Annotated in this window: 17 protein-coding genes; 8 read left to right on the forward strand and 9 right to left on the reverse strand. The window is 41.4% G+C overall.

What is annotated here, in order from left to right:
- Window positions 1-273: 273 nt before the first annotated feature.
- Together WKU33_RS02545 and eutH are read left to right on the forward strand one after the other, a co-directional pair.
- Window positions 274-399, forward strand: a complete 126-nt coding sequence (locus WKU33_RS02545) for a hypothetical protein (RefSeq protein ID WP_340453039.1) — start codon at window positions 274-276, stop codon at window positions 397-399.
- A gap of 72 nt (window positions 400-471) precedes the next feature.
- Window positions 472-1,551, forward strand: coding sequence for an ethanolamine utilization protein EutH (eutH, locus tag WKU33_RS02550; RefSeq protein WP_340453040.1), 1,080 nt, complete (start codon window positions 472-474; stop codon window positions 1,549-1,551).
- Window positions 1,552-1,568: 17 nt separating this feature from the next.
- Here the strand turns inward: eutH and WKU33_RS02555 are convergent, their stop codons facing one another.
- The 4 genes from WKU33_RS02555 to WKU33_RS02570 are packed head-to-tail and all read right to left on the reverse strand — an operon-like array spanning window position 1,569 to window position 4,254.
- Window positions 1,569-2,252 (reverse strand): hypothetical protein, encoded by a 684-nt coding sequence (locus tag WKU33_RS02555; protein WP_340453042.1) that lies wholly within the window; start codon window positions 2,250-2,252, stop codon window positions 1,569-1,571.
- Window positions 2,249-2,995, reverse strand: a complete 747-nt coding sequence (locus WKU33_RS02560; RefSeq protein ID WP_340453044.1) for a hypothetical protein — start codon at window positions 2,993-2,995, stop codon at window positions 2,249-2,251. Before WKU33_RS02560 ends, WKU33_RS02555 begins: the two co-directional genes overlap by 4 nt.
- Window positions 2,982-3,872, reverse strand: a complete 891-nt coding sequence (locus WKU33_RS02565; protein ID WP_340453046.1) for an ABC transporter ATP-binding protein — start codon at window positions 3,870-3,872, stop codon at window positions 2,982-2,984. The genes WKU33_RS02560 and WKU33_RS02565 overlap by 14 nt, the downstream gene beginning before the upstream one ends.
- A 1-nt stretch (window position 3,873) precedes the next feature.
- The gene (locus WKU33_RS02570; RefSeq protein ID WP_336251987.1) at window positions 3,874-4,254 is read right to left on the reverse strand and encodes a GntR family transcriptional regulator; all 381 of its coding nucleotides are present in this window, start codon (window positions 4,252-4,254) and stop codon (window positions 3,874-3,876) included.
- Between the two features lie 116 nt (window positions 4,255-4,370).
- Between WKU33_RS02570 and WKU33_RS02575 the strand changes: the two genes are divergently transcribed.
- Window positions 4,371-4,811 carry a YaiI/YqxD family protein gene (locus tag WKU33_RS02575; protein WP_336251952.1) on the forward strand — a complete coding sequence of 147 codons (441 nt, stop codon included), beginning with the start codon at window positions 4,371-4,373 and terminating at the stop codon, window positions 4,809-4,811.
- Between the two features lie 281 nt (window positions 4,812-5,092).
- On the opposite strand, the gene WKU33_RS02580 is transcribed toward WKU33_RS02575, so the two are convergent.
- From WKU33_RS02580 to WKU33_RS02600, 5 genes are all read right to left on the reverse strand, one after another.
- Window positions 5,093-5,308 (reverse strand): DUF2281 domain-containing protein, encoded by a 216-nt coding sequence (locus WKU33_RS02580; protein WP_340453049.1) that lies wholly within the window; start codon window positions 5,306-5,308, stop codon window positions 5,093-5,095.
- Between the two features lie 90 nt (window positions 5,309-5,398).
- Window positions 5,399-6,112 carry an isoprenyl transferase gene (locus WKU33_RS02585; protein ID WP_232334468.1) on the reverse strand — a complete coding sequence of 238 codons (714 nt, stop codon included), beginning with the start codon at window positions 6,110-6,112 and terminating at the stop codon, window positions 5,399-5,401.
- Window positions 6,113-6,133: 21 nt separating this feature from the next.
- The gene (locus tag WKU33_RS02590) at window positions 6,134-7,588 is read right to left on the reverse strand and encodes a DUF4153 domain-containing protein (protein WP_340453052.1); all 1,455 of its coding nucleotides are present in this window, start codon (window positions 7,586-7,588) and stop codon (window positions 6,134-6,136) included.
- 106 nt (window positions 7,589-7,694) lie between these two features.
- Window positions 7,695-8,327: an HAAS signaling domain-containing protein gene (locus tag WKU33_RS02595; RefSeq protein WP_156857648.1), complete on the reverse strand. Its 633-nt coding sequence runs from the start codon at window positions 8,325-8,327 to the stop codon at window positions 7,695-7,697.
- On the reverse strand, window positions 8,324-8,656 hold the full coding sequence (locus tag WKU33_RS02600; RefSeq protein WP_156857649.1) for a PadR family transcriptional regulator: 333 nt from the start codon (window positions 8,654-8,656) through the stop codon (window positions 8,324-8,326). Before WKU33_RS02600 ends, WKU33_RS02595 begins: the two co-directional genes overlap by 4 nt.
- Window positions 8,657-9,808: 1,152 nt before the next feature.
- Here WKU33_RS02600 and WKU33_RS02605 point away from each other — a divergent pair.
- The 5 genes from WKU33_RS02605 to WKU33_RS02625 all read left to right on the forward strand — a co-directional run bounded on the left by WKU33_RS02605 (window position 9,809) and on the right by WKU33_RS02625 (window position 14,740).
- Complete coding sequence (locus tag WKU33_RS02605) at window positions 9,809-11,380, forward strand: Vga family ABC-F type ribosomal protection protein (RefSeq protein ID WP_336251948.1); 1,572 nt, start codon at window positions 9,809-9,811, stop codon at window positions 11,378-11,380.
- Between the two features lie 100 nt (window positions 11,381-11,480).
- A complete protein-coding gene (locus WKU33_RS02610) occupies window positions 11,481-12,290 on the forward strand; it encodes a glycoside hydrolase domain-containing protein (protein WP_156857651.1) in 810 nt (269 codons plus the stop codon).
- A gap of 376 nt (window positions 12,291-12,666) precedes the next feature.
- Window positions 12,667-13,392 (forward strand): ABC transporter ATP-binding protein, encoded by a 726-nt coding sequence (locus WKU33_RS02615; RefSeq protein WP_340453055.1) that lies wholly within the window; start codon window positions 12,667-12,669, stop codon window positions 13,390-13,392.
- Complete coding sequence (locus WKU33_RS02620; protein WP_340453057.1) at window positions 13,389-14,162, forward strand: ABC transporter permease; 774 nt, start codon at window positions 13,389-13,391, stop codon at window positions 14,160-14,162. The genes WKU33_RS02615 and WKU33_RS02620 overlap by 4 nt, the downstream gene beginning before the upstream one ends.
- A gap of 143 nt (window positions 14,163-14,305) precedes the next feature.
- Entirely contained in the window at window positions 14,306-14,740 is a 435-nt protein-coding gene (locus tag WKU33_RS02625; RefSeq protein ID WP_156857654.1) for a MarR family winged helix-turn-helix transcriptional regulator, read from the forward strand.
- The last annotated feature ends 23 nt before the right edge of the window (window positions 14,741-14,763 follow it).

The raw sequence follows: 14,763 nt of genomic DNA on the forward strand, positions 1-14,763 counted from the left end.
AAAGGTTCTAGCTGCTTTTTTAGCACCTTTTATATTATGTTTCCTTTTTTACTATATAATATAATTGCTGATATTATAGTTAGTAATTCTTTAAATACATATTTTACGCTTACCGGACAAATTCTCGGTGTTTTTCTTATTTGCATTTACGCCTTGCCTATCTATCTTCTCATTGGGGTTCCTATATCTTTAATCATTGAACGAGTTAATAAAGGTGTACGGTGGATAAATTATTCCTTAGGTGGAATGGCTGGAGGACTATTCTTATACTTTATGAATAGCAATCTACAAGACTTGGATGGTACGTTTTTTCTGATGGCGGCTGCAGGTTTATCTTACTATTTTTCATTAGTATTTTTAGAAAAATTAGTCCAAATACTTCGGAATAAGGAAGATTGATTACCTATATCTTTACTGACAAGCCCCATAATAGAAACATCATCCACACATACAAGAAACGGAGAAAGTCAGATGAATGAAATCATAGTTTATATCGTAGTTCTCTTCTTTATTATCGGGGCTATTGATAAAATAATCGGCAACCGCTTTGGATTCGGTGAGCGCTTTATGGAGGGCTTGATGGCGATGGGTTCCCTTGCCGTTGTAATGATTGGGATTATTTCCTTGGCACCAGTCATAGCAAAGGTTTTGTTGCCCATCGTCTCACCCGTCTACGGCTTAATTGGGGCAGACCCGGCAACCTTCGCGAATACGATTCTTGCCATCGATATGGGAGGCTATGCTTTAGCTGAAACGATGGCACGAACTCCTGAAGCTGGATTCTTCGCTTGGGTTTTCCTCGAAACAACAATTGGAGTAACCGTTGTATTCAGCCTACCGGTTGCGCTCGGGATAATCCAAAAAGAAGACCGTGAATTTCTAGCACAAGGAATACTTATTGGTTTGGTGACAATCCCTTTCAGCACATTTATTGGCGGAATCACAGCTGGCTTCAGTTTAGAGATGCTCATTAGAAATTTGATTCCAACCTTCATCATATCGCTCTTCATCGTGATCGGTCTCTGGAAAATTCCTATTCTTATAGTAAGAGGTTTCTCCATTTTCGGGAAGTTCATTGAGTTTCTTGCTATGGGTGGACTCGTTGCAATTGTGATCGAAACATTAACTGGCTTCGTAATGATTCCAGGACTTGCGCCGCTTGAAGAAGGGATTCAAATTGTCGGGACGATTGCTATTTTCCTTGCTGGAGCTTTTCCAATGGTGCTCTTCATTTCGAAAGCATGTAAAAAGCCGCTTGAAAAACTTGGATCAGCACTTGACATCAATACCACGGCAACAGCAGGACTAATCGCCACGATTGCCCATATTATTCCGATGCTTGTTCTAGTAAAGGATATGGATCCACGTGGGAAAGTTATTAATATTGCCTTTAGCGTAAGTGCATCCTTTGTGCTTGGGAGCCATCTCGGCTTTGTCGCAGGGATTGAACCGGAACTTGTTCTTCCGATGATTATTAGTAAACTATTAGGTGGGACTAGCGCAGTTATACTCGCTATATTCATATTGAATAAGCAGAAAAAAGCCGGCTAATAGTAGCCGACTTTTTCTTAATTTAACCAGTGGACATCCGTATCCGGATGAACGTTTAATTCGATATCTGCTGGAATTGTAATATAAAACATTCTCTCATCATCGAATACATCATAATAAATCCAAGAATGATCCTCTTCTTCAAATTGGTTAAATGGAAATCCTTTCTCCATACTATTGAAACGATAAAGTTTATACCCAAGTACTTCAAGCGTTAGCTCCCCATTATGATTGTAGACCGTGACTTCACCTTCATCATAGACTGGTTCCACATCAATCTCAGGCGTTACCTCATAATAATCAACATGAATGGCCTCCTGATCCTCCACCCTTTTTATGATGACCGGAAATTGGTAATCTGGACTGGCATATAATGAAAAACTTTCCAATGAAAAACTTTCCTCTGTAGCCGTGGGAAATTCCCATTCCTCTTTCTTATATTGCTCAAATTCCTCCAGTTGCACTCCTTGATCCAATATTTCATGGACAAGGTAAATCCGATTTGTCATCTCCGCTGGCAGCTCTTCCTCATCCACAAATTCCTCTGTTGGGATAAATGTATATGCAATAACGGAAGCAATTAATAGAATGAAATACCCGCCAAGTAGCCAGTAACCGAATCTACTTATCTGCAACCTTCTCAACAAGAACGGAAATCCGATTATAACAAGGAGAAGCAGTATCGTGAAAAGTATACTCATTTTCTAACCTCCGTTCTGCTTGATATAGCAATGGAACAAGCAAATAGTATCCCAGCTGTAACAACTATTTTCATAAGGAATACAGCCATACTTGTTTCCCCGTAATAGAAATCTATCGTATTCATCATCCATTCATGGTTGATATAATTTATCGTAATCAATAGCCCAATAACCACAATTGGCAACAGGACGGGAAGCAAACGATGCAGCCTTGTCACCGTACCTAGTAAATAGCCGACCGCACAGAGTAATAGAAAATGGAGAATTACCGTTACTGTCCCAGCGAGCAATTCTCCACCGTTTAAGACGAATCCCGGTGACATAACGAACCGTTCATCTGTAAAATAATAGAGATACACTCGAACCGTAAATGATGCAAGTATTGTTACAATTCCGGCAACGATGCTTGCTCCAACGAGGAAGATCATGTTCGCCAGATGATTACTAAGCGTATTCCCTACAAAAGGAAAGGCGTTCTCCCATTCATTCTTTGTCGTCATGATAATCGCATGAATAAGTGCCCAGAGTGAAGTCAATGTAATAATATTGAGCGTATTATAATTCATGTACTCAATCTCCACGTAGTCCATTGTAGAATATCCCTGTAACGGACTAACGACGGAGAAAAAGATTCCAATAACTTGAACAAGGACAAGTGAGCTAAACATGCCAACATATACTTTCATCTTATAGTTTAATTGTTTTTTCACAGCAGCAGAAAGATCCATCTTATTTAAAGACATCATCTATCCCTCCCTTTTGCTTTGCAGTCAGATAAATACATAAATCATTTGGCGGCACAGGTCCTGTAGTCATCCCATGTTGTTTCGCCTTCCGTATAACGGGACTGTCTGATTTTACAGCGGCATAAGTGGAATAATCGCCTACTCGCGTTTCATAGATTACTGCTTCATCCGCAAGCAATGGCTCCAATATTTCCGCTCTTCCAGTTATTCCTTGCGCGTATTCCTTCAATTCATCCATCGACTCATGCAAGACAACTTGCCCCTCATCGATTAAAATGATTTCCTCCAGCAAGTCCTCCATTTCTTCCAAATGATGGCTCGATAAAAGAATTGTTCTTGGATGTGCCAGATAATCTTTCAACAGGGCCCGATAAAAGTCTTTTCTTACAGATTCGTCCATCCCCGTTGTCGGCTCATCAAACATCGTCAGCTTGCTTCTTGACGCAAGCCCAATAATCATATTGAACGTGCTCTTCTTCCCTTTCGATAAATAACCATGCTTCTCTTTTGGGTGAAAGGAAAAATAGTCAAAGAGACGCTCCGCAAGAACAGCATCCCAGTTCGGATAAAAACGTGCTGCTTCTTTTAAAATATCTTCCAGTGTCAATGTATGGCTGAACTTCATTTGATCATCCACATAAATCGCATTCACGGATACGTTTAAATTTTGAAATGGCCGCTCGGAAAATACTTCGACCTTACCCGAAGTCTCATGCCAATACCCGGCAAGGATCTTCATGAGCGTTGTTTTCCCCGCCCCGTTACGGCCGATTAATCCGGTAATTTTATCGCCTTCCAATGTGAGACTTAGCTGGTTTAACGCGTTTCTTCCAATCATTCTTTTCGTTAGATCCCTGCATTCAATCACCTTCATGTTAATCTCCCTTCACATCTGTAATCGCTTGTTGCAACATTTCGATCAGCTCTCCCTCGCCTACTTGCAATCGCTTTGCTTCAAGAGCACCTTCCGTTAATAATCCCTTCAGCTTTTCATTTTTCCTTTTATCGGTAATAATTGCTTTTGCTTCTGTTGTCACAAACTTTCCAAGTCCCCGCTTCCCGTACAAAATATGTTCATCCGTCAAGACGTTCAAACCCTTGGCCGCTGTTGCCGGATTGATCGTAAACATTTCCGCCAGCTGATATTGGGAGTAGACCTTATCATCGGCCTTGAAATTATCATTCAATATTTCTGTTTCTATCCATTCAGCTATTTGGATATAAATTGGTCTTCCGCCATTTGGATCAATCATCAGGCCTGCACCTCCTCTGATATAGTGCATTACTCATGTAATGTACTATATAATATTTTTGTATAGAATGCAACTAAATTTTGGTATGCTAGGAGGAGATGACTCAAGGAGTGTGAAGGATGAATATTTATGTTGACGCGGATGCGTGCCCAGTGAAGGAAATTATTATCGATGAAGCGGTGCGGAGGGATTTGAATGTTTTTCTCGTAACGAGCATTTCTCATTTTTCCTTGCAAGAAAACCCGCCAGGTGTCGAGACAATTTATGTTGATAACGCCAGAGACGCGGCAGATTACCGGATTATGAAGCTTGCCAAAAAGGGGGATCTTGTCATTACGCAAGATTACGGCCTCGCCTCCCTCGCTCTTCCGAAGGGCTGTCTTGTCATGCATCATAAAGGTTTTATGTATACGAATAAGAATATCGATGAGCTGCTGCAAACGCGTTACCTGAGTGCTCAAGCGAGGAAGGCCGGACAGCGTACGAAAGGCCCGAAAGCCTTCTCAAACGAAGACAGAGAGAATTTCCGAGAGCGATTTATCCGTGTTTTGGAAAAATAAAGAGGCTGGGACATAACTATTCTAATATGAATTAAATCCGAACAAAACTGCTAACTAGCTCCGGGAATATACGGAGACTCCAGCAGGAGGAAAGGCATCGGTGAGACCCCGCAGGGCGGCAGTCCGAGGAGGCTCACCAGCCGCCTGCGGAAAGCGTAGTATATTCCCGGAGCGGTTGTTGATGCTCTTTCTTATCATTTGTTCGGATTTATAACCATACTAAGAAGTTATGTCCCAGCCTCTTTAGTCTAATTATTTAGTAAAAGAATATCACCTTAGTTTTAATTGTTCCAGACCTCACCATCGATATCATTATCCCAAAAATCTAAGCTGCTTTCACTAGCCTTTGTTAAATCATCAGATACTCTCTTTTCTTGCTTAGCTGCTAAATATTCAGCGAAGTCTAAAATTTCATCCACTTCCTGATCAGGTATTTTCTCTATGATTTTAAGTAAACGTTCTCTGGCTGTATTCATGCTAAAGGTCACCTCTTCCATGAATCATTTATTATTGCGTTGAAGCCAATTCCTCAAGGAACCACACACTACAACTATCCTACTTTTAGTTTTGTTCAACTTTTAAGCTATTCATTTTGCCTTACGATACATTTCCGCAAAATCATAAACTGCTCTGCGCTCCTGATATTCATAAATTGCTGCTTGCATGTCCGCCTCATCAAAATCCGGGAAATAAATATCCGTAAAATAAAGCTCGGCATGGGCAGCTTGCCATAAAAGGAAATTACTTAGCCGTTGCTCGCCACCCGTCCGGATAACTAAATCAAGCGCCGGCAATCCACCAGTATAAAGATAGTTTTCAATTGTTTCTTCATCCAGCTCTATATTTTTTTCCTGCATGTCACGAATCACGTGCTGCACAGCCTGCACAATCTCGCCCCTTCCACCGTAATTAAAGGCGAAGTTAACGATCAGCCCTGTATTATTCTTTGTCCGATCAATCGACTGTTGCAATGTTTTCCGCGTTGCTTTTGGCAGCTCATCCATATTTCCTGATATGGTGATTTTCACATTACGTCGCATAAATTCAGGAAGTTTCGATTTAAAAAAACGAATCGGCAGCCGCATCAGATAATTGACTTCTTCCTTGGCCCGCGCCCAGTTCTCTGAAGAAAAGGCGTATAAAGTCAACGCTTCGACACCAAGAGCAATACTTGCATCAATCGCTTTTTCCATCGCTTGAACTCCAGCATAGTGCCCCTCACTTCTCGTGAGTCCCCGGGATTTTCCCCATCTTCCATTACCATCCATTATGATCCCGACATGTTTCGGTATATCGACCACGACGATCCACCTCCATTAAGTTTAGAGCTCAAGCTCTTCCAGTAATTCTTTCGCTTCATTCCTCGCAAAGTTAAATGCTTGCCAGGATTCATATTCTCCATTTTCAAACTGTATCTTTTTATTTATTAATAAACTCTTTAGTTCTGGGATTTCCGGTTCCTGTTCATACAACTGAACAAGTCCTTTCACTCCCTCAGCACCTAGGGTATAGAAATAATGAATATCAATTTTCCCTGTTGCCTTATAGCGTTCCATATTGTTTTCCACGATCGTTTCTTCCAAGTTGACCGCATTTAACATGGCATAAAAAAGAAATGCACAAATCAGATAAAAATGTAAAATGGGCAGATTCTCTAACCAAACACGAATGAGTGTATAAGCAAAAATCACGAGTAAAAATGCCATAAAATAATGGGCGAGCAACCGGTCAATTGTAAAACCGTACGCCGTTTCATAAAGCGTTAGCCGCTGCCAGGCAGATATAAGCAAGATGCCACTAGCGACAATCAGAGCAGAATATAAGGTTTGCAAGATTCGTTTTTGCTTGCCGCCCTCCTCTTTCACCCGTTTCATGAATACGAGTAAAATCGTCCAGTTAATCAGTGTTACGAGAATTAACTCAAAGAAACCTCTTCTTGCATAATCGGCATACGTAAACCCATCAAGCAGCCCTTCATGAAAGAAATATTGAAACTGTACAGCGATAAACAGCATATATACCACATTTAATATAAGTAGAATCGTTGCCGCAACAATCCCCGGCCAATTTCTCTTATTTGGTGTCTCACAAATTTCTATCTCGCGCTTCGTCTTCTTCCCAATGACTTGAAAAATACAGAAGAAGAAAAGCGCTGCAATGACCGTAAAGGCGAGACGGAACCCAATTTCAACAAAATTCACGTCGATTCGGAAAACGAATAGATTTTCGATTTGCTCTTGGAAGACCGCATCCGCAGCCATTAAGAGTGGCACAACAATGACTAGGATTGGGACAGCGAGCAAGATTCCTATAAGAATCTGTCTTAATGTCCTGTTTTTCACCCGCCTTCTACTACGGGCAACGATTCTTCCGATATAACGTAAATAGTTCGTCAAATAAAGGAGGGCATCTGCAAGCTTTCCAGTTACGAGTCTGATAAAGGATAACTTACCCCAGTTCAATTTCGCCGGGCTAGTAATTAAGACGATATGGAAGAATACAACAGCTGGGATAACGAATAGGTTCAATACGTAAAATATCGTACTGTCAAAGAACAGGAAACTTCCTGCAAGCAACCAGATTCCCGCTATAAGTAACAAGCCGATTCGCCGGTGTTCAAAGGTAAAACCAAACCGCACAAATAACACGGTATAAAAGACCGCGATGAAGATAAGATAGGATATTCCAATCTTCCCGTATAAAAAGCTGACATTAGCCAGGAATCCGAGCAACAGACAAGCTGCTACAAATAGCCATTCTCTTTGTTTTGTCCGCATGGTAAACGCTCCTGTATACATAGAATTCCTATGTATATAGATAAACTATGTACATAGGTAAAAATCATTCATACTCTTTCGGACTGAACGAATGTATCCAGTCCGACTAAACAGACGCTTTTCTTCCCCAGTGGTAACCGATTAAACTAATCGGATATAATGCCACGGTACAAAGGATACTGAGCACGATAAAAGATTGATCGAGTAGTGGATCGAACCATTCATAAGGAATCAGTCGAAAAACAATCAAATACATAAGCAACAGATTCGGAATAATCCCGATGAGAAACGTCCGGGTAAGCACCTTTTTTCCACGTGCTCCTAAGGCTTTGCCGATTTCATAGCCAAGTAAACCCCAGAAAAATAAATAGACTAAAATAATAATTGTCGTCGATTCGGTTAAACTTTCCCAAAGGACCCCAAGCCACTTCCAGCCGAGGACATTGTAACCAATCGTAAAAAGCACACCACCAACAAATATTGCGATATTAAGGAAAACGAATAGCCGCTGCATTTTCTTCGGCGTAACGGACTTTTCTTCTTTCCAAAGTTCTGCCAGTTCTTCCGGAGAACCCAGCCGGGTAACAAGCAGGTTATAAATGTCCGCATTATTTTCTGTTATTTCCGCCAGCATCTCTTCTACATGCATGCGATATTCTGCAATAATTTCTGCACGGTTCGGATCTTCTTCCAATGCTTTTTCAAGCTCATGGAGAAACCGTTGTGCCTCCACGTTCATATCTCATTTCTTCCAATAAGATTATTCATAACCTGAACATACTGCTTCCATTCGGAAGTCCGTTCAGCTAGAATTTCTTTTCCTTCTTCGGTAATCCGGTAATATTTGCGGGCCGGCCCTTTTTCTTGTTGCTTCCAGTAATGTTCAACATAATCTTGTTTTTCCATTTTATGAAGCGCAGGGTAAAGCGTCCCTTCCTTCATTTGCAGTTGATCATCACTTCTTTTTGCCATTTCCTTCACGAGTTCATAGCCATACATATCCCGTTCATTCAGCAATTGCAGCACAAGAATGGACGTACTCCCTTTTACGAGTTCACGATTAAACATATTTTTCACCTACCTAGAATAATTAGGTATCTTTACTATAAGGGAAATGGTTTGGGTTGTAAAGATGTTTTTTAAATTCTTTCTTCAAAACTTGACTTATGCTGCATGAGCGCAGTTTTTGTCTGGATTGCTATGTGTGGGCGGGTAAGTGCAATGATGAGAGGATAAAAGTCATTTGTTTTCCTATTCGAGCGGGATCGGTGCAACGATGAGAGAATAAATCTTAGTTGTTTTCCCATTCCAGCAAGATAAGCGCTACGTGCGGAGAATAAAACTCCTTTGTTCTCCCATTCCAGCAAGACGAACACAAGAATCGGAAATAAAGCAACAGGATGGCTCAACCTTTCATTGATTACTATACGAAAAAAGAAAATAAAAACCACGAATTCTTTTAATCACCAGCGCTGCTTTCCAATTTTATAAAAAAATTTTAAAAAAGATGTTATTTTATGTTTTAAGAACTGCAGAACGGGTATAGTAAAGTACAAGGCGAACTACTATTGGAATTCGAGCCGAATGATAACTTGTGTTTCATAGCAAACAACTTATCAAGAAGCGGATTCTAATAGAGAAATGCACAGCCTTGGCGGAAAATTTGCTTTACGACGGAATCATCCCGTCAGCAACAACATGAGATTCCAATTCTCTTGCATGTTTGAAGAAAGTGATTTTTTGTGAAAGTGCAACTGCAACAAATAGCTGTTTGAAGTAAAAACAGCACGAAGTAAATATTAAGAATCGAGACGGGTAAATCAATTCCGTCATCACAGAACAAGGAAACAGAATTTTCCGCGCAACCGGTCACCACGACGGGGAAAGAGCCAGCTTCAAGGGTAGAAGCTGGCTTTTTCTGTGTTTAAAAATTTCCCCTTTCAATCTTCATTAAATATAGTATAATAAAAGTAACATGAATCGAAAGGGTGAGCCAAGAGACAATGAAAAACTAATCCTATTTTTAAAAAGCGAAACGGATGAGATATGTAGTGTTCAAGCAGAAGACCTGCTTCTTTCTCATGCACTTTTGTTTCGAAATAGGATTAGATTGGCTGACCATACTATATTCGGGGACCTTTCATTTTCCCATGCTTTCTAACTCCTATTTCAAACACGATTATAGGGGCTTTTTTATGCCCGAAAATAGGAGTTGTTTTTATGATTATAAAGGAATTAACGGATGTAACTTATGAAATCGGAGGCCGGAAACTCTTTGACATTGAGCATCTACAAATACGTGACAAGGAACGGATTGGACTTGTCGGCAGAAATGGTTCTGGCAAAACGACCTTGCTTGAAATCATTGCAGGAAAAAGGAGCATCCAATCCGGAACTATTTCCGGAAATGGTACTGCCACCCTTCTCCCCCAATTAAAACGAACCAGTACGGTGAAAAGCGGCGGAGAAGTAACCCAGCAGTATATCGACAAAGCCTTAGCCCGCAAAACTGAATTGCTTTTAGCGGACGAACCTACAACCAATCTCGATACAGTTAGAATTGAAAAACTGGAAAAAACGTTCGCACGTCTCCAAGGCGCAATCATTATTGTCTCCCACGACCGTGCATTTCTTGATGCGACATGTGAAACAATCTGGGAGATTGCGGATGGGAAAGTTGAAGTGTACAAAGGGAACTATTCCGACTTTACCGAGCAGAAAGAGCAAAAAATCCAAGAGCAAGAGAAAGCTTATGAAAATTATGTTCAGAAGAGACAGCAACTGGAAGATGCCCTTATGCTCAAGGAGAAAAAAGCAGACCGGGCAACAAAAAAGCCAAAAAATTTAAGTAGTTCAGAAGCGAGATTAAAAGGTGCAAAACCTTATTTCGCCAAAAAGCAGAAAAAGCTGCAACAAGTAGCGAAATCGATTGAAACACGGATTGAAAAATTGGAAAAGGTGGAGAAAGTAAAAGAGCTTCCGCCAATTAAAATGTCAATCCCAAATCAGGAATCGCTGCAAGGTAGAATCATCATTCGGGCTGAACATATCGCACAATCTTTCGGGGAGCGCGTCCTTTGGAATGAGGCGAGTTTTCAGATTAAAGGTGGAGATAAAATAGCGATTATTGGAGAAAATGGAACAGGGAAAACGACTTTAATCAAAAAGTTAATAAACGAAGAATCCGGCATTTCGATTTCCCCGGCGGTAAAACTCGGCTATTTTAGTCAGAATCTGGATGTTTTAGATCCACAAAAATCAATTCTAGAGAACGTCATGGAAACAGCTATCCAAGAAGAATCAACCGTCCGAACCGTGCTCGCGCGACTGCATTTTTTCCGCGATGCTGTCTATAAACGAATGGATGTGCTAAGCGGCGGTGAACGGGTTAAGGTCACACTTGCGAAACTGATGGTGAGTGATTGTAACACCCTTATTTTAGATGAGCCGACGAATTTCCTGGATATTTATGCGATGGAGGAGCTCGAGGCACTGTTGGAAGAATACGAGGGCACGATCGTTTTCGTTTCCCATGACCGAATGTTTACCAGCCGAATTGCCGAACGGATTCTGGCGATCGAGAAAAATGAGATCATCGACTTTCACGGGAGCTATGAACAATTTAAACATCGCAACATGGAAGTTGAAGTTGATACAAAGGAACAAAAGTTACTCGTCATCGAGACAAGAATCTCGGAAGTTTTGAGCAGACTGAGTTTGGAACCGACTGACGAATTAGAAGAGGAATTTCAATCGCTGTTAAAAGAGAAAAGAAAAATACTTGATGAATAGGAACAAGCGCATGTGCATATGAAGAAAACTTAGCACAGCTCACCTATACCGAAGCATCCCCCCTTTTCATATACTGCAAAGGAGAAATGGGGGATGCCGATTGAGAAGGGATGAATGGTTGCTGATCATTGGGCTTGTCGTATTCATTGTGGCAATACCTTTTGTATTGCATTTTTTCCTTGATCAAAAGATTCCCATTCCAGGGATACCGAGTGACCCGTCCGAGGATGAGGAAGAAACGAATGGAAATGGGGATAATAAGGACGAGGAAAAACAGTATTATTGGGGAGTAGATTCGGCGAGTTATACGGACGAGGAGTTATTTCAATGTGTCGCAGATCAAGTTGGAAAGCCGGAAGTCTGGGGACGATACCTCGGCGACCGGGATGGTGTGTCTGTTGGACTTGACGCTGCAGAAATTGACTTTTTGCATGAAAATAATATTCAGATCCTCGTTATTTATAATCATGTAAATGATGCCCGCGGGTATGGGCAAGGAGTAACGCATGCAAATCAGGCGATACAGTTTGCAGTGAATGTCGGGGTGCCTGAAGGAGTAGCCATCTTTGGTGATATTGAACCGGACTATCCGGTCGATCACGCCTTTATCGAAGGATGGTACGATACGTTGACTGCATCGGATTATGCACCTGGAATTTACGGGGTATTTAATGAGGACAGTGACTTAATGCTTGCATTTGAAGCGCTGGATGCGGATATCCAGAAAGGTACAATTGTTTGGACTGCCTACCCGCAACAGGAAATTACGACACCAGAAAATGCTCCCGAGTTTAATCCAGAAGGGCCAGAAGCTGCACCGGTACTCGGATGGCAATACGCGATTGAAGCAGAAGCGTGCGCAATTGATACGAATTTATTTTCTGAAGAGATATTGGAGTATTTGTGGTGAGGCGGTGGGTGATGTGGTGTATGGCATGCAGATGACTGATGGATCTGGAACGCTTTGTCCGTGCACTTTCGTGTGTCATATCGGCGGACTAGGGCTTTGATAAGATGTATCAGCTCTCTTCTTATCAAGTATGGATCTCGTCAAGGTACTGAAGCGCCCGCCCCGTTCCCTATTCAGCCAACTGGATGGCACTGATAATGCTTATCCGTGCCATCTCCAACGAATTTCCAGCATTCCAAGTCACCGACAAACAAATTCCCGCTCCCAACTGGGACAGTTGCTCTGACCCCCTGTCCCAATTCTTTCAGCAAAATAGGGTAAACTGATACATAGTTACTCCGGTTTTATTACCGGATTAGAAAAGAGGTACGTAGATATGAATACAGAATACGCCATTGAATTGGAGAATGTCTCTTACTCTGACGGTCCGCTAAAAATTATTAAAAATGTCAGCGGATCGTTCCGGAAAGGTAAAATCACTTCCCTTGTCGGCCCGTCCGGCGCTGGGAAAACAACCCTTTTCCGACTTTGCAATGGACTAATCTCGCCAACTCACGGCACGATTTCCATTTACTCAAAAAATATCCAAGAATATGAGCCGACAAAGCTAAGGAGAAATGTTGGACTAGCCTTGCAAAATGCGACCATGCTTCAAGGCACCGTTTATAAAAATTTACAACTCCCTCGGACGCTTGCCGGGGAAACGTTGACCGAAGATGAAGCTGCCGATTTACTTACTAAGGTAAGCTTGGATAAAGATTTGCTGAAGCGAAATGTCGGTGATCTTTCCGGTGGACAAAGGCAAAAAGTGTCCATCGCAAGAACCCTTGTGAACCAGCCGGAAATTTTATTATTGGATGAAATCACGTCATCGCTTGACCGGGTCTCCACCAATGATATTGAAAACTTGATTGAAAAAATCAACAAAGAAAACGGTGTGACGATTATCTGGATTACCCATAATTTAAACCAAGCCACTCAAATCGGGGATTATACGTGGGTTATGATGAATGGTGAATTAATCGAATCCGGACCGAGCAGCCTGCTCAAAAATCCGGAGAACGAGAAAGTAAAACAATTTGCAAAGGGGGATTTCATATGAGTTTTCTAACATTATCGCTAGCGCTTGTCTTTGTACTCATCCCTCTTATTCTGACAAAGACATTAAACCTTGGCCTAGGGAAAGACACAATCATTGCAACAATCCGATCGATCATCCAATTACTTGCAGTCGGTTATATTTTAACCTTCGTCTTTGAATCTGAAAATCTAATTTATATTTTCTTGATGGTTGTTCTTATGATCACCGCCGCAACCCATAACGCAAGGAAGAAAGGTGCGTCAATCCAAGGAATCACGTGGAAACTCGTGCTCACCTTCATCATCATCGAAGTGGTCACACAGGGAATCCTGATCGGCTTTAAAATTACACCGGCAGAAGCCCAATACATTATCCCAATCAGTGGCATGCTAATCGGGAATTCGATGGTTCTCTCGATTCTTTTCCTAAATCGTTTCACAGCTGAGATTGAAGCGAGGAAAGAGGAAACGGAACTTATTCTTTCTCTTGGAGGAACACCGAAACAGGCAATCCACCACTCGTTGATTACCTCTATTAAAGCAAGTATGATTCCGACGATTGAAAGCCAGAAGACAATCGGACTCGTCCAGCTCCCCGGCATGATGAGCGGACAAATTATCGCAGGCGCCGATCCCGTGCAAGCTGTCCAATTTCAACTTCTCATCCTCTTCCTATTGCTGACGACAGCGGCCGTTACGAGTATTATTCTCGGCTTCCTGTCCTATCCAACCCTTTTCAATAGTCGAATGCAGCTTGTGAAATGGCCCGATAAAAACAATGACCCTGCCTAATAAGTTGACCAGGCAGGGTTACTTTTTTCTTTATTATTCATTTTCAGCTAAGGCGAATGCTTGACAGAAGATATTTTTCCCTTTATACTTTTAATTAATTAAATATATCTTAATTCAGTATATATGAAAAGGAGTTAATCACGATGAGTGAGAATTTATCTTTGAAATCGTTTGTTGTTTTAATGAAAGCATCGAAGACATTAGAAGAAATGGTGAAAAAGGACATCGCTGCCCATGGTATGAAATTATCCGATTTTTCTATTCTGGAAGCACTATACCATAAAGGCAGACAAACAATCAAGCAAATATCTGAAGCGGTGCTGATTAATACAGGTTCCATCACGTATGTCATCGATAAACTGGAGAAAAATGAATTACTGCGCCGCACGAATTGTAAAGACGACCGTCGCGTTATTTATATTGAGATTACGGATAAAGGTAAAGAAGTAATGAATGAAGTTTTCCCTAAGCATCAGGCGCGGATTGAAGAAATCTTCGAAGGTATCTCGGAAGAACATAAAGAAATCCTGATCGAGACGATTAAAACAGTAGGTAAACGAGCTGGCGACCTTGTTTAATGCCGGTGGAAAATAATGCAGAC

The sequence above is a fragment of the Oceanobacillus sp. HCA-5259 genome, from assembly GCF_037892815.1.
Lineage (GTDB): Bacteria > Bacillota > Bacilli > Bacillales > Amphibacillaceae > Oceanobacillus > Oceanobacillus indicireducens.